The organism is Blautia sp. AF32-4BH, from assembly GCF_003460565.1.
In the GTDB taxonomy this organism is placed as follows: Bacteria; Bacillota; Clostridia; order Lachnospirales; family Lachnospiraceae; genus Fusicatenibacter; species Fusicatenibacter saccharivorans.
The window spans coordinates 234454-252662 of sequence record NZ_QTVL01000004.1; the positions used below are offsets into that span (position 1 = coordinate 234454).

Here is an 18209-nt window from a genome sequence, read left to right on the forward strand (position 1 = left end):
CCTCCCCTTTCTTTACAGCTCGATTGAGAACTCGCTGTTCAGCAGCTCTTCAAAATCTGGATCTTTTTCTACGTAAGCTCTCAGAAACTCTTCCGGTTCACATGGAGCCATCTCGAAGTGAAGGTCTTCTCTGATCTCATCGTTCATATAGGTTGCGATGTTCTCCATTTCTTCCGTGTTCAGTTTGTATTCTTCTCCGTATCTTGTCATTGTTGTTTCCGCCTTTCTCTTTTTTGTTTTGTGTTCCTTTGTTAATTATATTGTACTCCATTGGAGTACAAAAGTCAATAGTTTTTTCAAGTTTCCCAATAGTTTTTTATAGAAAAGACGCAGGGGTTGGTATCCCTGCGTCTCCTCATTATTTCTGCTCGTTGCACCACTTCTGCAGCTCCGTTACCATCAAGGTCCTCGTAATAATCTGTCATACCATATTTTACGTCATTAAAATATGCAGTGAAATATTCATTTTCATTTAAATTCTTTGCTTCCGAACTATTCGTTATTACCACTTTTTCTTCTATTTTTACTACCACCTTTCTGATTTGTTTATTTCCTTTCTGTGATTATATATTAGCACATTATACGTATAATGTGCATTTTTTTGCAAATAAAAAAAGCCGTGCCATTTCGACACGACTATTTTTTTATTCGTAAAACACGATATCGGCGCCCGCATCGCCCTCATACTCTTCTGCGGCCTCCTCCGCCTCTTCGTAAGTTTTGACTTTTGCGATCGTTTTCCGCGTTTCTTTGTCGACCACGAAAATTTCCATTGGAGTAAACTTCCAAATATCTCCGCCTCCGATCCACTCGCCGTCTTCGTCATATTCGTTTTCCTGGATCGAAAACTCTTCGACCGTGAAGAGGCTTCCGGATGCGCAAACATCCGTTTTGTATTTTTTCAATTCCTTTTCGGCTTCCTCTTTGGTTCCGAATGAAGCAATTTTTTCCGGATCCACATCGTACATCGTGCATCCTTCCTTGATTTCATCCCTTTCTTTCCAGCTGATTTCTGCTGTTGTTTTTACGATTTCAAATTTTTTCATTTTCTTATCTCCTTTTTTCTCTTTACTATTTTTTAAGTCATTGTCGATCAGTTCATTTATATACTGATTAACGCTTTTTCCTTTTTGTGCAGCCCTACTTTTAATAACTTGTTTGCTTCCCGCCGGTACAACCAAATTTATCCGATCGTATTTCTTCTTTATATAATTGTTGATATATTCAATTTGATTAAATTCTTTTGTTTCTCTCATAATTACCGCCTTTACATCAAAGAGTCAAGCGCCGCAGCGTCTCTGCTATTGAAATATTTCTTTCATCAATTATTATTTCGTTTCTATGGTTATAATATATCACATATTGCGCAATATGTCAATACATTTTACGTAATATATTTATTTTAATTTTACCTTAAAAAATGGCAATAAAAAAGCCCCAGGTATCCGAAGATACCCAGGGCAAAGTGGCGTATAAATTGCATGTATGGAATTGCACCGGATTTCTCTGGTAAGAAAGTCTTTTTGCGTGGTTTACTGGTTACTTCTGACCGATCACGTTTCAGGATCACAACCGGTCAGTTGATTCATCAGTTGAACAGTGCGTACCAGGTGTTGGCTCCGCAGTATCCATCGGCTTCGAGGCCTTTGGATTTCTGGTAGGACTTGATCGCGGCAGTCAGTCCGTCTCCGCAGAGAGCGTCCATGTTATCGAAATAAAAGCCTTTCGCTGCGAGGATGAACTGAACTAGGAAGGTAAAGGTTCCCTGAGTTCCATGGCTGACGGTGGCTTTCGAAGCAACTTTTTTGCATGATTCGAAAAAGTTCTTGTTGGTCGGATCCAGCTTCGTGCCGTATCTCCGGTTCATCAAGTCTTTCCAAACCGCCAGGGCAGCCCATCTGGACTTATCGCCGTAGTCTCCGTCCACGCGCAGTTTGGCTCCACAATACTTCAGGATCTTGTCCCCATAGTTGCTGTTGAGCCATTTCTGACCATCAGAAACGTTGTTTCTGGCATTGTTGCTGCCGGATCCGGTGCTCGTAGAGTTTCCGCCTGCTTCCGCGCCGTCAGCAATATTGGTTGCCGTGTGTAATCCATCGTTTAAGAGGATGTCCCCGGCAAGCAGGTAGTCAGGTCCGTTCAGGTATTTTTTGTCCGTCAGGACGGTAAAACCTGCAGCTCTGAACGCTGATCGCATATCTCCGGTGTAAGTTGCTTTCAGGTTTTTGAGAGAATCGATGTTGAGCAGGTGTCCGACCGCTTTGACATTTGCAATGACTCCCGCGGAGCAGTCTGCCTCGCAGGCGATGGTGATCTGCGATGGATCGTAGTTGCTGGCTTTGAGGTGCTGCCAGTATGTATCACGCTGTCCCTGATCGTAACCAATCAGGTCGTTTTTCGCCGCCTTGACACCAAGCTCTGCGATTTTTGCACGTACTGCAGAGTTCGGATGCCGCAGTACGCACTTCCAGGGACGGGAGTACCACGGGATCAACGCCCATTCGGTTCCTGTCTGATCTCCGGCTCTGCCGCCGGAATATCTGCCGTTTTCATCGTGTCCACTGTTTGAGATTAAGCTCATAGTTCCTTCCTCCTTATCGTTGTTGTCCTGATAGAGCATGAGATACTGTTCTCCATAATTGGCTCGTTTACTTTTTACGCTGTCCCCAGTATCCAGGGGCTGCTCGAATTTCTGCAGAAAGATGTCCGACGCCTCCTGCACAGTCGTTGCATTTTTGAGAGCGTAGAAAACGCTTCGATATCTGCTCTGCAGTTCCGAAATCATGTACTCAATCTGCATTGTCGGGTCTCCGATCGAAACCCCTTTCTTTTTCGCCAGATCATACAATCCAGCTTTTCGGCCAGCACTTGTCCACTGGCACAGGCCATAGCCATACTGGCGGCTGTCTCCCATCGAATGCAGAAACAACTCCCGAGAGATCTCTCCGCTGTCTACCGCCTCGGTATAGGTATCGTCTGTGTACTTATACCCCAGGCGTTCCTCGCACAGGTCTTCCAGATTACGGGGATTGAACCCCGATTCTGCAAAGATATTTCCCATCACTCCGCAAGCTCCGTAAACTGATGCCCCGGCAGCGATCAGGCAGTTATATACCGCATCCGTATTCATATTTCGTGAAATTGCCACGACGTTCTCCTTTCACAGCAAAAGAGCGGGTATGATGCCCGCTCTTTGACCTTCTTTATAACTACTGCTGGAATCCGTTTACCTTCCCGTCGTCCAGCAGGTCTTTCACGCCTTTGAACCATTCATCAATTACCTTCATCATCATTTCTTCTGTTACAAAAACCTGCATCCACTTTGGTAAGAGTCCGCGTGCCTGGCTTACAACCCATTTGAGTTTCTGCTTTCCCTGGCCGGATTCATTGTAGACATGCTCGGCTTTCAGGATCAACTGGTATACATCCCCCCGGATGCCGTCCATGCCGCGCATCTTTGCATACTGATATGCCATCACTACTGTGATCGCAACCAGGATCACAAGTGCCACCACCAGAATCGGCAACGGGATCTGTTCCAGAAATTTTAATACTTCCATCTTTCTAACCTCCTGTTATTCGCCCGTCAGAGCCTCGTATAGCCCCGTGTGGGCTTTTTATGTACGTCTATGGTATTTGTTCATTGCGCACATGTATGACCTATCAATTTTCATATTAGCTCCTTCTGCCGGAATTGCGCCGGCGCAAAAGAGGACGGTTGTTGGCCGCCCTCACTCTGATTTCTTTTCCTGCTCCTGGTTGATTGCTTTGTCCGCGACTTCCAAGCCCTTCGTCAGAACAACCGGTACATCAAATCCAGCTTCCACAAAATTCTCAATAATCGACCGGATTTCGTTCACCAGCAGCGACGCGAGCACAAACCACCCCAGCAGTGTTGTGATTTTGAGGTCAATTCCGATTGTATTACCAATTTCGACAAAAGCCGTGCTTGCTCCAAACGCTACTACAATCATAAGCCAGTACCCAAGTTTCTTGAGTACCCCTTTCCAGCCCGCGCTGGAGCTCTCTTTGTGGGCAATTCTGCTTTTCATCCAGCCCGTAAGCCAGTCCGCCACGTTCAGGCCGAGAAAAAGTGCAAACAGGATCCAGTGTGGCCCCAACAGATACGACAGCACCGCTACCACGCTGCCTACTACAGCGTTATAAGAGTCAATAATTTTCATGGTTTTTCTCCTTTTTCTTCTTATTTTATGTGTTAAAAATAGGACCTCCGCGCGGGGTCCTGCTCTAATCTCAGTCATATTTTCTCCTTCAAAAAATGAGAGCGGAAATCCGCTCTCACACAATGCACCGTCTGTGGTCCCGCTTTAAATTGGCTCTCGATACCTGAGCATAGACCATGGTGGTGTTAATATTTACGTGCCCGAGGAACTGCTGTACCTCTTCGATTGGCATTCCTCGATCCAATCCATCTGTCGCTGTCGTGTGTCTGATCAGATGTGGATACACTCTCCGCCCGATTTTAGACATCTCTCCCAACTGCCGCACCCTTTTCTCAATCGCCGGCTTCTTCAGCCGGCCGTGAGGAGCGCGTTCTGAAACAAATAAGGCTGGGTTATCATCATTTCTTGTCGCAAGATAATTTTTCATCGCAAGTTCGGCTCGTACATTAAGGCACGATGTACGGTGCTTATCCCCCTTTCCAAAAAGATGCACGTCCTTCTGCTCAAAATCTACGTCTGTAATGTTCAGGCGTTCCAGCTCCGTCACGCGGCATCCGGTACTATACAGCATCTCGATCATGGCCTTGTCTCTGAGCGTCTCGCACGCATTTCTCACCCGTTCCAGCTCCATTCCGGATAGTGGCTTTCTCTGTGCCCGCTCATACTTAATCGCCTTGATGTTTCGGCATGGGTTGCTTCCGATGTATCCTTCGTTGGCCGCCCACTCCAGGAATGTGTGAATAATGACTCGGCGATTATCTAGCGTTGCATTGCTGATTTTTCTTGTTTCCTGGGTCTGGTACAGATACACCCGAATATCGTTCGTCGTGATTTCTGTCAGCTGCTTATTGACCTGGAAAAAGAAATCCCGGAGGACCATGTTGTACAGCTCCAGCGAGCGGATGCTCAGTCCCTCGATTTTTCGTGTCGCAAAATAAATCTCATAGCATTCCGGAAGATATCCCTCGTATGGGACGATTTCCGTTTTTCTCGGCTCTATTTCGTAGTCCGACACAAAAATGGTCAATTTCTGATACACGATTTTAAGTGCATCATCCGGGATCTGGTTCACAAGCTTCGTCACGAATTCTTTCACAAACTGTTCGCGCATAAAAAAACCTCCTTGTGGGGTACCCAAAAGGAGGCGGATGTGTTATAATAATCACAGCCCCCTTGTGGGTGGGAGGAGCCGAACTTTTATGATTGGTAGTCAGGGAGTTCGGCTCCCATTTTTTGTTTTCTACCCTATCATTATAGCATATTTCACGCGCGATTTCTTCATTTTTTCGAATATATTTTCGATTTTCTCAGCAAATCTAATTAACTAAAACATCAATAGAAAAGAGAGGCACTAGCCTCTCCTAATTTTTGCTTTATGTTGTATTTTTTTCATCAAATCATCAAATTCTTTACTCGTAATTATTTTGTTTATTTTATCAAAGCATTCATATCTCCAAGAATATTCATCTGAATACTCAAAATCATATACTGTATCGTACAAATTATATACACATTCTACTTGCTTAAATGACAGAAAATCTAATTCTAATAATATGTTTTGCCATTCTCTATTATATCTTAAATTCTCATATGTCTCTAACCTATTCTGATTATGCTGATCCACATAGTTTTTAATGCTTAATATATCATAATATAACATTCTTGCACTATGTCTCTTTTTGTTTTTACTTTCCATATAATGCCATATTACATCTGTAATGACCGTAATCAACGCACCTAGTAATACACATTCTATTTCTATATTAAATCCCATGTTATTAGCTCTCCTTCCACCGCTATTATACAGCAGAAGGAGAAAATTTCCAAGAATTCTTAGTTAATGTCTTCTGATACCATATCCAATACGAGGCGGCGCTTCGTCTGTTATGCCTACATATCCCAATATATCACTGCTTCTTGCTACCACTCACTCGCGTCTGGTATAGTGGTCTCGAGGAGGTGGTTATCATGGCTCATCCACGCAAATCCGAAGAGGACAAGTACAAGAAAATGTCGATCAGCTTTGAACCGGAACAGCTTAAGCAGCTTATCTCATACTGCGAACGCGAAGAGCGTACCGCATCGTGGGTCATCCGCAAGGCTCTTTCCGAGTGGCTTGAGAAACATGATTCATGATCCTTTTCCAATGCTACCGATACCATTCTATGTGTTTCAAATGGTATCGGTAGTTACCTTTCTGCTTCTTTTAGTTAATTAGTTGTGCTGAAAGTTTAATAGCACCATCTTTTGCAATAACTTGTTGAGAAATATATATCGAAATAGCATTGATTTCGGAATCAGCATGTACTTCTTTTGGTCTGTTGAACGTTATTCCTTCGGATTTTACACTTCCGTCAGAATAATATATATTCACCATTCCAGAGCTGGTAACCGTTCCAGTTACATTTTCAACCAGAATTTGAATATTGTTATTTGCAGCTACGAAAAAGTCAAGAATACTATCGGAATCCAAAACGTCTTTTTTGGTGCTTACTTCGATATATCTTTCATGATTAGATTCGTTATCGGCACTACATAATATAGCCATATTTCCATATTTATTTAAATATGATAGTCTAACGTATCCTTTTTTAGTCACAAACAGGTATCTTTCTTGAAGAACTCCATATTCTCCCGAATAAACTCCACTTACAAATGTATGATTTTCATCATACAATGCCATAACGAGCATTTTACCGCCAGAATTAGTCGAAACAATAATGTCACCAACATCAACAGGGATTTCATCCGTATACGAATATCCCGAATAATTTTGTGTGATAGTACCATCTTGGTTAATATAACCAGTATTTGATGCGACATTTTCAAAAGTGCGCTTTCTAGGGAAATTCATCTTTTTTTGGCACGAACTATTTCTGCCGATAATAAAGCCAACTTCATTCAAAAATTTTATGCTATTATCTTGGCAAATGTTTCCGATACTATTGTTGCCGCTAATTAAAAGTGCATTCCCTGCTAAATTTCGAAGAGATGATATTGTATTATTTCTGATTGTGCATTTTATAGCATCGTCAAAACAAATTCCATCTACCGAGCTTTCACCATTTGGGTCATTTGCAAAATTTAAAATTTCGTTGTCAAAAATTGTAATGTTTGTAACGTGGGCACCTTTAATGCCTTGTTTTTTGCTATTAGAAATGAAATTTCCTGAAATTTTAACATGAACACATCTTTCGTCTGTCCACCCATTGAGTAGTAATCCATAATTTCCACCAAAAATAGTGTTACCTTGGATTATAATGTCATGGGATGCTCGTTGAACCATAATACCTCCATATTCATTATTTCGGATTTCATTCCCTAAAATAATATTGTCATTGCATCCGCCAAAAATACCAATCCCATATTGCCCGTTATCGAAGAAAAAATTGTTTGAAACTATTAGTCCAGACCCACCATGACATTGTATTCCATTCATTCCATTTTGCGATGCGAAGCAACCAGAAATAATGTTTTTGTTTCTCTCGATTTGAATATCAAGTGGCATAAAAATATCAATTCCATGCTCGCCCCACTTATCAAAAGTAGAGTTTAAAATTCTTGAATATGGACAATCAAAATACATTATTCCATGTCGTCCACCGTTTTTAGCAATTACATTTTCAACATTTATGTTTTTACACCATGCGAAATGCAAACCGTTTTGCGCATAATAAGTATCTGGGCTTTGTTCGTTTACATCTGCTCCCCAATCAATTTTAATCCCTCGAATTATTACATCGCTGATATTGAAACCAGAAAAGCAAGAAGATACATTTCTTAAATAAGCACCTTTTAAGTAATTATTTTGAAGACTTGTTTTGGCAGTACCTTTTGTTTTATATGTTGGTCGTATTTTTATTGTTTTTGCTTGATAGTGCGGTTTTTCAATATAAAATGTTTCCCAAACAGAAGAGTCTTCCTTTGAGGTCAGTTCCACATACATTCCTTCAAAAAAATCATAAACTTCTTCTGTAGACGTAACAGTTAAAGAACCTTTTGAAATCGAAGCAATATTTATAGTTTTTGATTTTGATGTCTTAAATACTGCTCCATCTGAAATAAGAGATAAACTTGTTTTGCATTTTATTTCAGCCTGTATATCAAACACCGAATCTGGCGTGAAATATATTGTATTAACTTGTGGCTTCGAAATAACATTGTTTATAAGTAACTGGTCGTTGTTGCCTGAGCAGATGTAATTTGCTGTGTTTTTATAAGCACTATTTGCACCAGCAATTATTGTGACCCCATTATTTCTTTTTGCTAAAGTATTTTTCTTTGCTAAAAAAGGAAGATATTGCTCATTTTTTATTAGATTTATTCCGTTGAAGTAATTATCAAAATACTTTAGGTCTGTGCTTTCTTCAATCAAAAAAGTCACATCAACAAGAAATAAATTCTTAAACTTGAAAACCATCCCTTGCTCATTTCCAGCAATTCCTTCGCTATAAAATCCAAGTTCAGCATTTTTTTGAGGTTCAATAAGTCCTGATACCGTATACCATGTTGACGGAGTAATCGTTGTTACTGGAGAATAGCTATCTCCTATATAAATTTTGCCGAGAGCAGTAAAATTTTCCGTATACATTTCGCATTTTGCGTAGTATGTATGACCTGTTTGAAAGTTTGGTATAGCCCCAATTCGTTGGATTCTAAAATCTTCCGCGTAGGTGTTCATAATAACAGATAGAACACCATTATCTTCCGAAATTGTATTGTTTGGATTATTTGTTTTCCATTCATCGAAATTTATATTATTTAACTGATTATAAATATCGTATTCAAGTGGAACTATATCTTCCTTGAGCGAACTAACCTGCTCCGTCATTGCCGTGTAGTCGGCCGGCAGGCTTTTCTTGACTTCTTCTGCGTAGGCGCTTATCTCCTCTTTCATTCGCTCGATGATGTCCGTCTGTTTTTCAACCGGCACGGCAGAATCTACTTCCATTCCTTCTAATACGTTCAGAGTGGCGAGCGTCGAATAGAATTTCTGCCGCAGCTCCGAGCCCTGGGTTTTGTAAAGATAGACCACGAACGCGGTTTTGCCCATGTACTGCACAGCATCGGCGTCTACGAGCCACGAAAACGTGATGGCGCTCCCGCTTGCCTGCATATCTGTGATGTTGTAGTAATTTTTATTTCCTTTGGCGTTTGAGTACAAAATTCTCCCGGAGAATGTGGACATGTCGAAGCCGTGGTAGTACCGGTTCATGCCGAATTTGATCTTATTTACATTTTTATCTCCTTCAACTCCAGCCACTACGCCGTTTTTCGGGATAGAAATCACTCTCAGATGTTCGTCAATCCAGAACTGCAGATCATCGTCCGTGACTGGTGTTGCGTACTCTTCCGCATCTTCCAGCATCTCTTCCAGTAATTCGTCTGTTGTGCTCATGTCATTCCTCCTGTTTCACTTCTACCCTGTTTGTTGACAGCTTCATTCCGTCTTTTCCCAGTCCTACTACGTTCACGTACCATTTCTTTCCGTGCAGCACCTCGGTTCTCACGATGCAGCAGTTTCCAGTGATTTTTTCCGAAAAGCATTCTGCAATCTTCGAGTCAATTCGGCGGAACTCTGCCACTTTTACTTTTCCTGCCCACTCCCGGTCAAAATAAAATTTCGCTGTCATATACTGCTCACTGCCCGCCACCAGACCGGAAAAATCCCCTCGCTTTTCGATCTGCTGACCCATAACAGAAAATTCAAGTACTCTCATGATCTTTCCCTCCTAAGCTGTACGTTTCCAGATATAGACTGTGATGTACGGCGGCATGTTATTGATAGTTTTTGATCCATCAATAATATTGGAGACTTTATTTACTCTAATATTTCCAACCGATGTCTGTGCTTTCCATGATGCATTATTCATTTTTGCCTGGACCGTAGAGCCATACGGTCCTCCATCTTCTCCGAAAATCTGATACATAGATCCCTCATCGGCTCCGTTGGTCTCGTAGTGTTTGTGGTCGATGTTGTTTGTCACAACACCGGCCTGCAGTCCAGCTGTGTTCCATTTTTTCGTGGTGTCTTCTTCATCAACGCCAACCAGTGTCCTTCCTTTTGCGTATCTCTCCCACGTTCCGCCAAAAATTGTATTCGGATCTGCAGTTTTTTCTTCCGTGATCCACACGGATCCAACCGGATGATCCGCCAGAGCATCTCCGTGCATATAGATTTTGTACGCACCGCTGCTCGTATCATAGGATCCCATACGGATTTTTCCATCTGCCATAAATCCTACGTACTGCACCTTAACTCCTTTTTTTGTGATCAGTCCGAATGCATCCGTTCCTCCAGACCATCCGCCCAGATCCGGGTAGAATCCGTCCGAAAAGCCTGCATAGCTTTTCAGTTTTGTTTTCAGCCACTCCTCCACAGTTTCCCCTGTGGTTTCTGCTTTCTGGATATTTTTCAAATCGTCCACGGCAATTTTTTTCTCATTTCCGTCTGCGTCGCAAATTGCTACATAATCCGTGCTTTCGACTTTGGCTTTCGTTGGCCACTCAAACATTGTCATGTCCATTTTTTCTGTCTCCTCTCTATGCCGGTATCCACCGCACCGGATATACTGTTACCGTTTGTTCCGGCTTTGGCACCTCCTCCGTGCCTCCCTGCTTATATCTCAAAACATGATTCCACGGCGGCGTATGGGAATAGTAACCCCTTGTACAGATTTCGGTTCCCGTCTGATCCCCGGTCTGTCCTCCTACCGCTCCACCGAATTCGTTTTGCGAAGCGTGCACAACCTGTCCATTGCCTATGTAGGTTGCTACATGATAGCCCTCGCTCAGCAGTACATCGCCGCGTTTCAGACCTGATCCGGAATAGACGTCTACACTCCCGATCGCATCCGAAAAGCCACAGCGCAGGAAGACCGCCCGCATATCCCCAGTGTAGGATGCTCCATACGTTTTCACCGGCACGCCGGCCTCCTGCCACGCTGTGATGCAGAATGAGGAGCAGTCATAATCCGGCCCCCATCTGTAGCCCTGATCGTATCCATGTGAGTTATCAGCCGCAATATTCAACATCCAGGCAATCGCCTTTTCAATTTTTTCGATCGAATCATCATCCAACGCCAGATGCGCTTTCCAATAATTCGCATACTCTTTTCTTTTTGGCTGCACTGCTCCGGCGTGCTGCTCGTAGTTGAGCTCGAATAATTCTACGAGCGTTTCCAAGCTTTCTCCGGAGTTCCAGAATTCCGCAAATGACATCGACGTGGTTCTTTTTTGCCACTGGATCCCTACATTTTTTTCGTATAGGATTCGTTGTAGCTGCCCGTTGATATTTTTGCTCTCATATCCTTTCGACGCGGCCCAGCTCGTATATTTCGTGGATGGTGTCCACTGCACCAACCCAAACCCCAGGTCTGTTCTGCTGCTGTCGAGGTTCTGCCAGATTCCCGGATTGCACGTTGATTCTGCGTACATATTACCCAGCACGGCAAGCGCCGCATTCTGCGACGCTCCATTTCGGACCATGAAATTGTAGATGTACTGCGCATTATCTGTGGCATTTTCCATACTCAGATAAGCATTTGAGCTAATTAGTGCCATTTTTTAACTCCTCCCACGTTCCATCTGATTTCTTGATCCTTCCTCCGGTGATTCTGCCGTTTCGGATAACCAGATAGCTCTCATCCGAGTACACGAGCTTTCCACTCAATCCCGCGGAACCGGAATATCCCTCGTAGATTGATCCAGCCTTGAATCTGATATAATCGTCTTGCGGGTTGACCTCCACGAAGGTGTTTCCGCTCCCGATCATTCCTGACCATGTGCTTTTTCCGGTTGCAATATCTATATTCTGGAGCAATGATATCTGGATAATTGCCTTTCCGCTGGATTCTTTCAGCACTACTTTTCCATTCTCCAGCGCTACAGAATAATGTTTTCCATTTTCTTTTCCGGCAATTTCCAACAATGACGCGAAAATCTTACCACTGTTCAGGTCCAGTTTAAATCCCTGCTCCCCATCCTTGTAATTTTGTGACATCAATACGCCTGCGATGAGATAATCCGCCAGAAATCCCTGACCCGTTCCAAACGTTTTCCAATCCCAATCTCTGCCGTCCGGCGTTCTTTCGGATGCGATCAGAAATCCCGTGGTTCCAAGTGCCATCGCTCCATACAGATCGCTGTTCTTGTCCAACTCTTCGAAAAGGATTGCTTTCGCCGCCTGTTTTTCCGCATTTTCTGCAGTTGCTTTCAGCCTTGTTTTCATCAGGTTAATCATTCCGGTTACCTGATCGCCTTTTACGGTTCCATCTTTGTTCAGCGCCAGCTCTGCTGTTTTCATCGCCGCACTGATCCGATCCAGATAATCGTTCTCCTCGGATCCGAGCGTGACTGTTGTATTTCTTTTCATGATGCAATCCCACACCACGCTCACAGCACGTTCTCTTGTCGATATCTGCAGATCTTTGTTCTCCACTTTCACGTAATCTCCGAGGCCGATTTTCACAAGTTTCTCCACATCTGCGTACTCAATTGTGTTTTCGATATTGATAAGATCCACTTCATACGTGATTTCCGGCAGGTCACATCCTGCCTCAAAATCTGCTTTTGCCTTTTTCCGTAATGCTTTCTGCAGATCTTCCAGTGTAGCATATCCTGTTTCATCGTTTCCGCAGTCCTCCTGCAGTTTTACGTCTTCGTATTGTACCACTTTTGTGTAGGCGATCGGATATTTCCCAATATTGGGGCTGTCCACATAGTAACTATCATCTGGCAGTGTGTGCCCATTGTAGCTCTCCGGAATAATTCTGGTAACCACGTTATCCATGTTTACTTTCGCCTTAACGGACGACATGTTAAATCCAAGCCGTGCTTCTGCTCCGTAATCTCCTCCGGCTCTTTTCCTCATCTGGCATACGTAATTCTGGAAAATAGGTTCTCCACCCCATCTGTTGATGAAACTGTTTTCATCGTCAGACAGCAGCGCCTCAATCAAATTCTTCCTGACGTAGTACGCGGTATTGATATCCGTGATATCCGAAATAACACGATATTTCCCAGCGCTGATCTTCTCCGCCGCCTCCGTGCCCGTGCACTGTGTTGGCCGCACATCTTTCAGATGGGTTTCTCTTGATGCATCAAAAAAGATGGGCCGTGCCTTTGCGGCAAGTCCACCCATCTCCTTTTCTGCATCATACACCCGGAACTGCTCGTTTTCTCCGTATGGGGTCGGTGCTGTGATAACGGATCCGGCTTTCAGGCAATCAATATACAGCGCATCCGCCGCACACTCGATCTCCATATCCCATTCCCCGCTAAGCTGCATAGTCAGCTCGCATTTCTTCGGATGCAGTACACAGTCGCCGTTATTTTCAAAATTTTTGTTTTCTGGCTTGTAAACCTGTATCATCTTGTCCTCCAACGCGGTGCAATCGAAATCTCAAATGCAGAATCAAACAAAATCACATTCTCACCCGGGTTCAGATAGAAATCTTCATAGTTTCCTCTGATTGCATTGCTCGCATTTCGTCCATGACCATTCACTGTGATTTCTTTTTCCGTATCGATAATCAACGTTCCGTTGACCTGTGCAAGCAGCTCATTTCCGTTGATTCGTCCCCAACACTCTCCGTGGCCCTCAATTTTGATTTTGGGGCACGAGGTGTCATACTCATTCGTCAGTGTAAAAAACTTTCTTTTTGTGGCTACTTTCTGGCCGTTTTCTGTCAGCACGTATCCTCCGCCGCCTACTTTGTGGCCCCAGTATACCGGCATTGGATATGGCTTTTCATATTCATCGCTTCCGCGTACGTACAGATACGGTGAGCAATAGAATGTGATCGTGAATTTTCCCACCCGCAGGCTTTCTCTGCTGTTTTCGCTTAAAACTGCATAATAGGCGCGGTACACAAACACTGGATCGTCATTCAGGATCAGTTCTGCATTTTTCTCCTGCGCCCATCGTTTGATTTCCCGCCATTTTTCATGCCATTTCGATTCCGGGCCGATATAGTTCATCTCGATCGAGATTGTCATCTCCTTGTAACGGCCATTGTCGATATGATAAGCCCCATCTACTCCCGGCACTTCCAGAGTTTCGATGTCCCGTTCTGCTGCAGGGATGTTCGGCCTGTTGACCACAAAAATGCAGAGGTCAGCTGAACTGACCCCCGCAAAAATAACCTCATAATCATCAATCACGCAAAGCCTCCTTTCCAGACAGGCTTGCTTGTCTGCTGTCTGTTCAGCTCTTTGATGGTTAATTTTACAACTTTCTGGTAGATTCTTTCATCTCCAAGATTGATCACGTTTTCCATTGTCAGACCGAGATTTCCCAGGACTTCCGCAAGCGCCTTTATCAGATCCGCATTGTTTTCTTTTACTTCCTCGCGGACGTATTTTCTCAGTGTTTCAATTGGTGTTACAGCTTCCGGTCCTGCCTCGCCTGCTACGTCGATCGTGTTTCCAGACTGATTAATAACGGTCGGTCTGTTCAGGATCGCGCCTTTCGCGTGCCAATTGACGCTTAACCTCGGGATGCTTCCTTTTACTAGATCGCCGATCGACCATCCCGGCGGTGATATCCGAAAATGTGGCATTTTTATTTTTGGTGTCGGCCATTCGCCGGCAAAAAAACGTTTTACTGCATCTAGTGCATTTTTTACCACGTTTTTGATTTCTTCAAATTTGCTCCAGAATTTATTTTTGACTCCTGTGAGCTTGCCGCCTGTCAGCTTGTCGATCACATCAAATCCCGTGGACCATATTTCCTTCCATGTCTGCCAGCTCGCGGCCAAGATTCCGGTGATTCCGCCTCCGTGTTTTTCGTAGGCATCCTGGATCCGGCCGAGCTTCTCTTCGCCCAGCTCCACGCAGAAATCATAACCGGCGGTCAGTACCGTTTTTAAAATATCAATCCCTTCGAGTACCCCTTCCCGGAATTCGTCGCAGGTTGTCCAGAGTGTAAAAACAGCAATCACAATTGCCGTTATAATTGCGAGGACCGGATTCGCCGCGATGATGCCAAATAGACCCGATAAGCCTTTTGCTATGACCGGAATACCTCCGATTATTTTTGCCCCGCTACTCACCACTGTTCCAAGCACAATAAGCAACGGACCAATAGCAGCTACGATCAGGCCAATCTGTATAATCATCTGTTTTTCCGATTCCGACAACCCGTTAAACCATTCTGTAAATTGCGAAATCTTTTCCGCAATATTTTCGATAATCGGTGCGAGTTCCTCCATCAGTGTTGTTCCAAGGTCGATAGCATCGTTTTTCAGCTCATTCGTCGCCTTTTTAATCTTTGTGGAGTTTGTGTCCAGTTTTTCAAATGCCGTATTTGTCGCACCTGCACTATTCTGCATCTGTTCCAAAACGCCATTAAAATTCTCAGCGCTGTCTCCCAGCAGGATCATACCTGCTTTTCCGGCCTCCGAACTGCTCCACATATCGCCAAACGATTTGTTGTTTTCCGTCGCCGCATCGCTGATTATTTTCAGGACATCAGATAATGACATGCCGCTGTCCATCAATTCCTTAAACGTCTTTCCCGTCTTTTCTTTCAGAGTTTCCGATACGGTCGTTCCTGATTTTCCGAGCTCATTCAGCATACCGTTCATATAGGTTGTGCTTTCTGCCGTTGCAACGCCGTTCGCTGTCATGATGGCATATCCCGCGCACAGCTCGTCCAGGCTTACTCCGTAGGCGTTTGCTGTCGGAATTACTTTTCCCATTGATGATGCAAGATCAGCAACCGTCGTTTTTCCCAAATTCTGTGTTTGGATCAGCATGTCCGAAACATTCGTTACTTCAGATGCTTTCAATCCATACGCATTCATGATGGTTGTAAGCACATCCAGCGCCGCTCCCGCATCCGCGAAGCCTGCTTTTGCCAATTTTGTTGAATTCGAAACGAAATTGACTGCATCGCCTGTTTTCTGTCCTGCTGAAATAGAATCATAGACATTCTGTGCAATTTCTTCCGATGAGATTCCTGTCTGATTGGAAAGATCCAAGATCGCCTTTTGCATTTCGTCCATTGGGACTTCCGTTGCGTCAGCAATCGTCGAAACTTTTGCCATCGAATCCTCAAAATCCATAGCCATTTTGGCAGACGCCGCTCCGGCCGCAAGAATCGGAGCGGTCACCTTTTTCGTCATTCCGCTTCCCGCGTCCTTGACCTTTTCCCCTGCTTTCTGGACTTTTTCTGTATATTCCTCAATTGATGCTTTTCCGAATTTCAGCTGCTCGTTTACTTCTTTCAGACGGCTCTTGTATTCATTTAGCGACGCTTCCGCCTCATTCAGCGCGGCTTTCTTTTCCTCGATCGCCTTTTTGTTGTCGCCCTCGGCATTTTCCAACAGTTTCAGTTCTTCTTTTACGAGACCGACTTTTTTCTGGTACGTCTCGCCCTGCTCCGTCAGATACTTCTGCTCATCTTTTAATTTTTTCGCAGATGAGGTGTTTTTGTCCCACTGGCTCTTCATCAGCTTGAATGAGGATTCATTCTTTTTTGCGGACGCATCCAGCGTGCTGATGGAGTCATCCAGTTTTTTCATGTTCTCTTCCAAAACCGCGGAGCCGCTCTTGATTTCCTGGTTTACTTCTTTCAGGCCTTTCTGGTACTGGGCAAGTGTTGTCTCTGCCTGGGAAAGCTGTTTTTTCTTCTGGGAGATCGCTTTCTCGTTTTTGTTCTCTGCTCCCTCCAGTTCAGAAAGCTCTCTTCTCAGGACCTCCACTTTTTCGTTATATGTTTCGGTCTGTTTCTGCAGGTATTTCTGTCTGTCGGTCAGTTTCTCCATGGCCGTTGTGCTGTCATCCCAGGCGATTCTCGCACGTTTAAACTCTTCCCGGTTACCCTGTACGGCTTCCGAAATCTGTTTCAGGCTTTTCTGAAAATCTACCGTACCGTCCGTTTTGAACGATAAACCGACCCGCTTCATATCATCCGCCATACAGCTCACCTACTTTCTTTCTCTCCCAAAATTTTTCATACATTTCGTTAAAAAAGATGGGGTCGCAATTAAAAAATTCTTCCTCGCTCATCCCCATCTCCGCGGCGCAGATCCGGTATTCCGCCCAGTCTACGTCAAGCCCTTCGCCATCTGCTGGCGTGCTCGTTTTTTTTTAGCATACTCGTCACATCTGGCCGAAAATCCCTCCAGCAGCACGCGGATCTGTTCATCGTCCATCGGCACCAGCTGCAGTGCCTCGTCAAACGTCACCGTTTTTCCGTTGCTTCGCAGGATTGCGTACACGGACGCGGCCGCAAGATCCATTTTTTCCGGATCTGTCAGTTTTTCCTGCTTCTTTTTGGCCAGCTTGTAAAATTTCGGCATTTTCTGCAGATAATAGAGTGTGCCAAAATTAACATTGACGGGCAGCCGGGTGCCGTCCGTCAAATCTACAATATAATCTTTCATGTTTCTCCTTATCCGGCTACTGCCGTTGTCAGATCGTCATCCTTGAGGATTGGTTTCGAGAAGAACTTTTCTTCTGTCAGCCCCTCCGGGAATGCTTTCATGCTGGAATCCAGCGATACTTTAATATTTTCTTTTGCGTCGAATGGGTACGCAACGATCGTTACTGTATCTGTCTGCACGGAAAACGTTTCCTCACCTGTTGCCGCATCATCTGTGTTTGCTGTAAGCTTACATTTCGGATACCAATCATATCTCTCTGAGCCGTCCTTGTTTTTGACCACTTTTCCATACGCAAAAAACGGACGAATGCTCTTTCCTCCGGACAGAATGAGGCCGTTTTTCGTCACCTCATCCCCTCTCGCTTTTGCAAGCGTATCTGCCGGGAACGCCACTACCTCGACTTCGATGTTCGTTGATGGCTGGCGGGTGTCTGTATCGTAGATTTTCCCGGAAGCATATACATCCGTTGTCCCTGTGTTCTCTGTTACTTTTACGCTTTTTACAACTTCGGTTTTCTCCACGCTTTCCTCAAACGTTTCTGTCCACTGTCCATTTTCGTCCGGCGTATTGAAACACACATACTGTGCTCCCACTGTTTCTTTCAGCGGTGGTTTTCTCGTTTTGATTGACATAT

18 protein-coding genes are annotated in these 18209 nt (G+C 44.2%); 1 reads left to right on the top strand and 17 read right to left on the bottom strand.

Going from position 1 to position 18209, the window contains the following annotated elements; translation table 11 throughout:
* Positions 1-12: 12 nt before the first annotated feature.
* The 8 genes from DWZ44_RS07300 to DWZ44_RS07335 all read right to left on the bottom strand — a co-directional run bounded on the left by DWZ44_RS07300 (position 13) and on the right by DWZ44_RS07335 (position 5958).
* Positions 13-210 carry a hypothetical protein gene (locus tag DWZ44_RS07300; protein WP_117804515.1) on the bottom strand — a complete coding sequence of 66 codons (198 nt, stop codon included), beginning with the start codon at positions 208-210 and terminating at the stop codon, positions 13-15.
* Between the two features lie 86 nt (positions 211-296).
* Positions 297-533, bottom strand: a complete 237-nt coding sequence (locus DWZ44_RS07305) for a hypothetical protein (protein ID WP_117804516.1) — start codon at positions 531-533, stop codon at positions 297-299.
* A 111-nt stretch (positions 534-644) separates the two neighbouring features.
* The gene (locus DWZ44_RS07310) at positions 645-1046 is read right to left on the bottom strand and encodes a hypothetical protein (RefSeq protein ID WP_147342464.1); all 402 of its coding nucleotides are present in this window, start codon (positions 1044-1046) and stop codon (positions 645-647) included.
* Positions 1047-1588: 542 nt separating this feature from the next.
* Positions 1589-3148 carry a phage tail tip lysozyme gene (locus DWZ44_RS07315; protein ID WP_147342465.1) on the bottom strand — a complete coding sequence of 520 codons (1560 nt, stop codon included), beginning with the start codon at positions 3146-3148 and terminating at the stop codon, positions 1589-1591.
* 61 nt (positions 3149-3209) lie between these two features.
* Positions 3210-3560, bottom strand: coding sequence for a hypothetical protein (locus DWZ44_RS07320; RefSeq protein ID WP_117804519.1), 351 nt, complete (start codon positions 3558-3560; stop codon positions 3210-3212).
* 171 nt (positions 3561-3731) lie between these two features.
* The gene (locus tag DWZ44_RS07325; protein WP_117804520.1) at positions 3732-4184 is read right to left on the bottom strand and encodes a phage holin family protein; all 453 of its coding nucleotides are present in this window, start codon (positions 4182-4184) and stop codon (positions 3732-3734) included.
* Between the two features lie 115 nt (positions 4185-4299).
* Entirely contained in the window at positions 4300-5295 is a 996-nt protein-coding gene (xerA, locus tag DWZ44_RS07330; protein WP_117804521.1) for a site-specific tyrosine recombinase/integron integrase, read from the bottom strand.
* Positions 5296-5535: 240 nt separating this feature from the next.
* Positions 5536-5958: a hypothetical protein gene (locus tag DWZ44_RS07335; protein ID WP_117804522.1), complete on the bottom strand. Its 423-nt coding sequence runs from the start codon at positions 5956-5958 to the stop codon at positions 5536-5538.
* 194 nt (positions 5959-6152) lie between these two features.
* Between DWZ44_RS07335 and DWZ44_RS18165 the strand changes: the two genes are divergently transcribed.
* The gene (locus DWZ44_RS18165; protein WP_158565839.1) at positions 6153-6320 is read left to right on the top strand and encodes a ribbon-helix-helix protein, CopG family; all 168 of its coding nucleotides are present in this window, start codon (positions 6153-6155) and stop codon (positions 6318-6320) included.
* Between the two features lie 70 nt (positions 6321-6390).
* Here the strand turns inward: DWZ44_RS18165 and DWZ44_RS07340 are convergent, their stop codons facing one another.
* From DWZ44_RS07340 to DWZ44_RS07380, 9 genes are all read right to left on the bottom strand, one after another.
* Positions 6391-9582 carry a right-handed parallel beta-helix repeat-containing protein gene (locus tag DWZ44_RS07340; RefSeq protein ID WP_117804523.1) on the bottom strand — a complete coding sequence of 1064 codons (3192 nt, stop codon included), beginning with the start codon at positions 9580-9582 and terminating at the stop codon, positions 6391-6393.
* Position 9583: 1 nt separating this feature from the next.
* A complete protein-coding gene (locus tag DWZ44_RS07345; RefSeq protein WP_117804524.1) occupies positions 9584-9904 on the bottom strand; it encodes a hypothetical protein in 321 nt (106 codons plus the stop codon).
* 12 nt (positions 9905-9916) lie between these two features.
* A complete protein-coding gene (locus DWZ44_RS07350; protein ID WP_117804525.1) occupies positions 9917-10711 on the bottom strand; it encodes a phage baseplate protein in 795 nt (264 codons plus the stop codon).
* A gap of 16 nt (positions 10712-10727) precedes the next feature.
* Positions 10728-11747, bottom strand: a complete 1020-nt coding sequence (locus tag DWZ44_RS18170) for a phage tail tip lysozyme (protein ID WP_158565840.1) — start codon at positions 11745-11747, stop codon at positions 10728-10730.
* Positions 11734-13557 carry a phage tail spike protein gene (locus tag DWZ44_RS07360; RefSeq protein WP_117804526.1) on the bottom strand — a complete coding sequence of 608 codons (1824 nt, stop codon included), beginning with the start codon at positions 13555-13557 and terminating at the stop codon, positions 11734-11736. Before DWZ44_RS07360 ends, DWZ44_RS18170 begins: the two co-directional genes overlap by 14 nt.
* A complete protein-coding gene (locus DWZ44_RS07365; RefSeq protein ID WP_158565841.1) occupies positions 13554-14348 on the bottom strand; it encodes a distal tail protein Dit in 795 nt (264 codons plus the stop codon). Before DWZ44_RS07365 ends, DWZ44_RS07360 begins: the two co-directional genes overlap by 4 nt.
* A complete protein-coding gene (locus DWZ44_RS07370) occupies positions 14345-17107 on the bottom strand; it encodes a phage tail tape measure protein (protein WP_199608665.1) in 2763 nt (920 codons plus the stop codon). The genes DWZ44_RS07365 and DWZ44_RS07370 overlap by 4 nt, the downstream gene beginning before the upstream one ends.
* A gap of 129 nt (positions 17108-17236) precedes the next feature.
* The gene (locus DWZ44_RS07375) at positions 17237-17575 is read right to left on the bottom strand and encodes a hypothetical protein (RefSeq protein WP_117804528.1); all 339 of its coding nucleotides are present in this window, start codon (positions 17573-17575) and stop codon (positions 17237-17239) included.
* Positions 17576-17583: 8 nt separating this feature from the next.
* A complete protein-coding gene (locus tag DWZ44_RS07380) occupies positions 17584-18207 on the bottom strand; it encodes a major tail protein (RefSeq protein ID WP_117804529.1) in 624 nt (207 codons plus the stop codon).
* Positions 18208-18209: the final 2 nt, after the last annotated feature.

Excerpts from the sequence above, each read along its gene's own strand:
- xerA (WP_117804521.1), bottom strand. The coding sequence starts at position 5,295 with ATGCGCGAACAGTTTGTGAAAGAATTCGTGACGAAGCTTGTGAACCAG.
- DWZ44_RS07310 (WP_147342464.1), bottom strand. The coding sequence starts at position 1,046 with ATGAAAAAATTTGAAATCGTAAAAACAACAGCAGAAATCAGCTGGAAA.
- DWZ44_RS07360 (WP_117804526.1), bottom strand. The coding sequence starts at position 13,557 with ATGATACAGGTTTACAAGCCAGAAAACAAAAATTTTGAAAATAACGGC.
- DWZ44_RS18165 (WP_158565839.1), top strand. The coding sequence starts at position 6,153 with ATGGCTCATCCACGCAAATCCGAAGAGGACAAGTACAAGAAAATGTCG.
- DWZ44_RS07380 (WP_117804529.1), bottom strand. The coding sequence starts at position 18,207 with ATGTCAATCAAAACGAGAAAACCACCGCTGAAAGAAACAGTGGGAGCA.
- DWZ44_RS07320 (WP_117804519.1), bottom strand. The coding sequence starts at position 3,560 with ATGGAAGTATTAAAATTTCTGGAACAGATCCCGTTGCCGATTCTGGTG.
- DWZ44_RS07375 (WP_117804528.1), bottom strand. The coding sequence starts at position 17,575 with ATGAAAGATTATATTGTAGATTTGACGGACGGCACCCGGCTGCCCGTC.
- DWZ44_RS07325 (WP_117804520.1), bottom strand. The coding sequence starts at position 4,184 with ATGAAAATTATTGACTCTTATAACGCTGTAGTAGGCAGCGTGGTAGCG.
- DWZ44_RS07345 (WP_117804524.1), bottom strand. The coding sequence starts at position 9,904 with ATGAGAGTACTTGAATTTTCTGTTATGGGTCAGCAGATCGAAAAGCGA.
- DWZ44_RS07370 (WP_199608665.1), bottom strand. The coding sequence starts at position 17,107 with ATGGCGGATGATATGAAGCGGGTCGGTTTATCGTTCAAAACGGACGGT.
- DWZ44_RS18170 (WP_158565840.1), bottom strand. The coding sequence starts at position 11,747 with ATGGCACTAATTAGCTCAAATGCTTATCTGAGTATGGAAAATGCCACA.
- DWZ44_RS07340 (WP_117804523.1), bottom strand. The coding sequence starts at position 9,582 with ATGAGCACAACAGACGAATTACTGGAAGAGATGCTGGAAGATGCGGAA.
- DWZ44_RS07335 (WP_117804522.1), bottom strand. The coding sequence starts at position 5,958 with ATGGGATTTAATATAGAAATAGAATGTGTATTACTAGGTGCGTTGATT.
- DWZ44_RS07300 (WP_117804515.1), bottom strand. The coding sequence starts at position 210 with ATGACAAGATACGGAGAAGAATACAAACTGAACACGGAAGAAATGGAG.
- DWZ44_RS07350 (WP_117804525.1), bottom strand. The coding sequence starts at position 10,711 with ATGGACATGACAATGTTTGAGTGGCCAACGAAAGCCAAAGTCGAAAGC.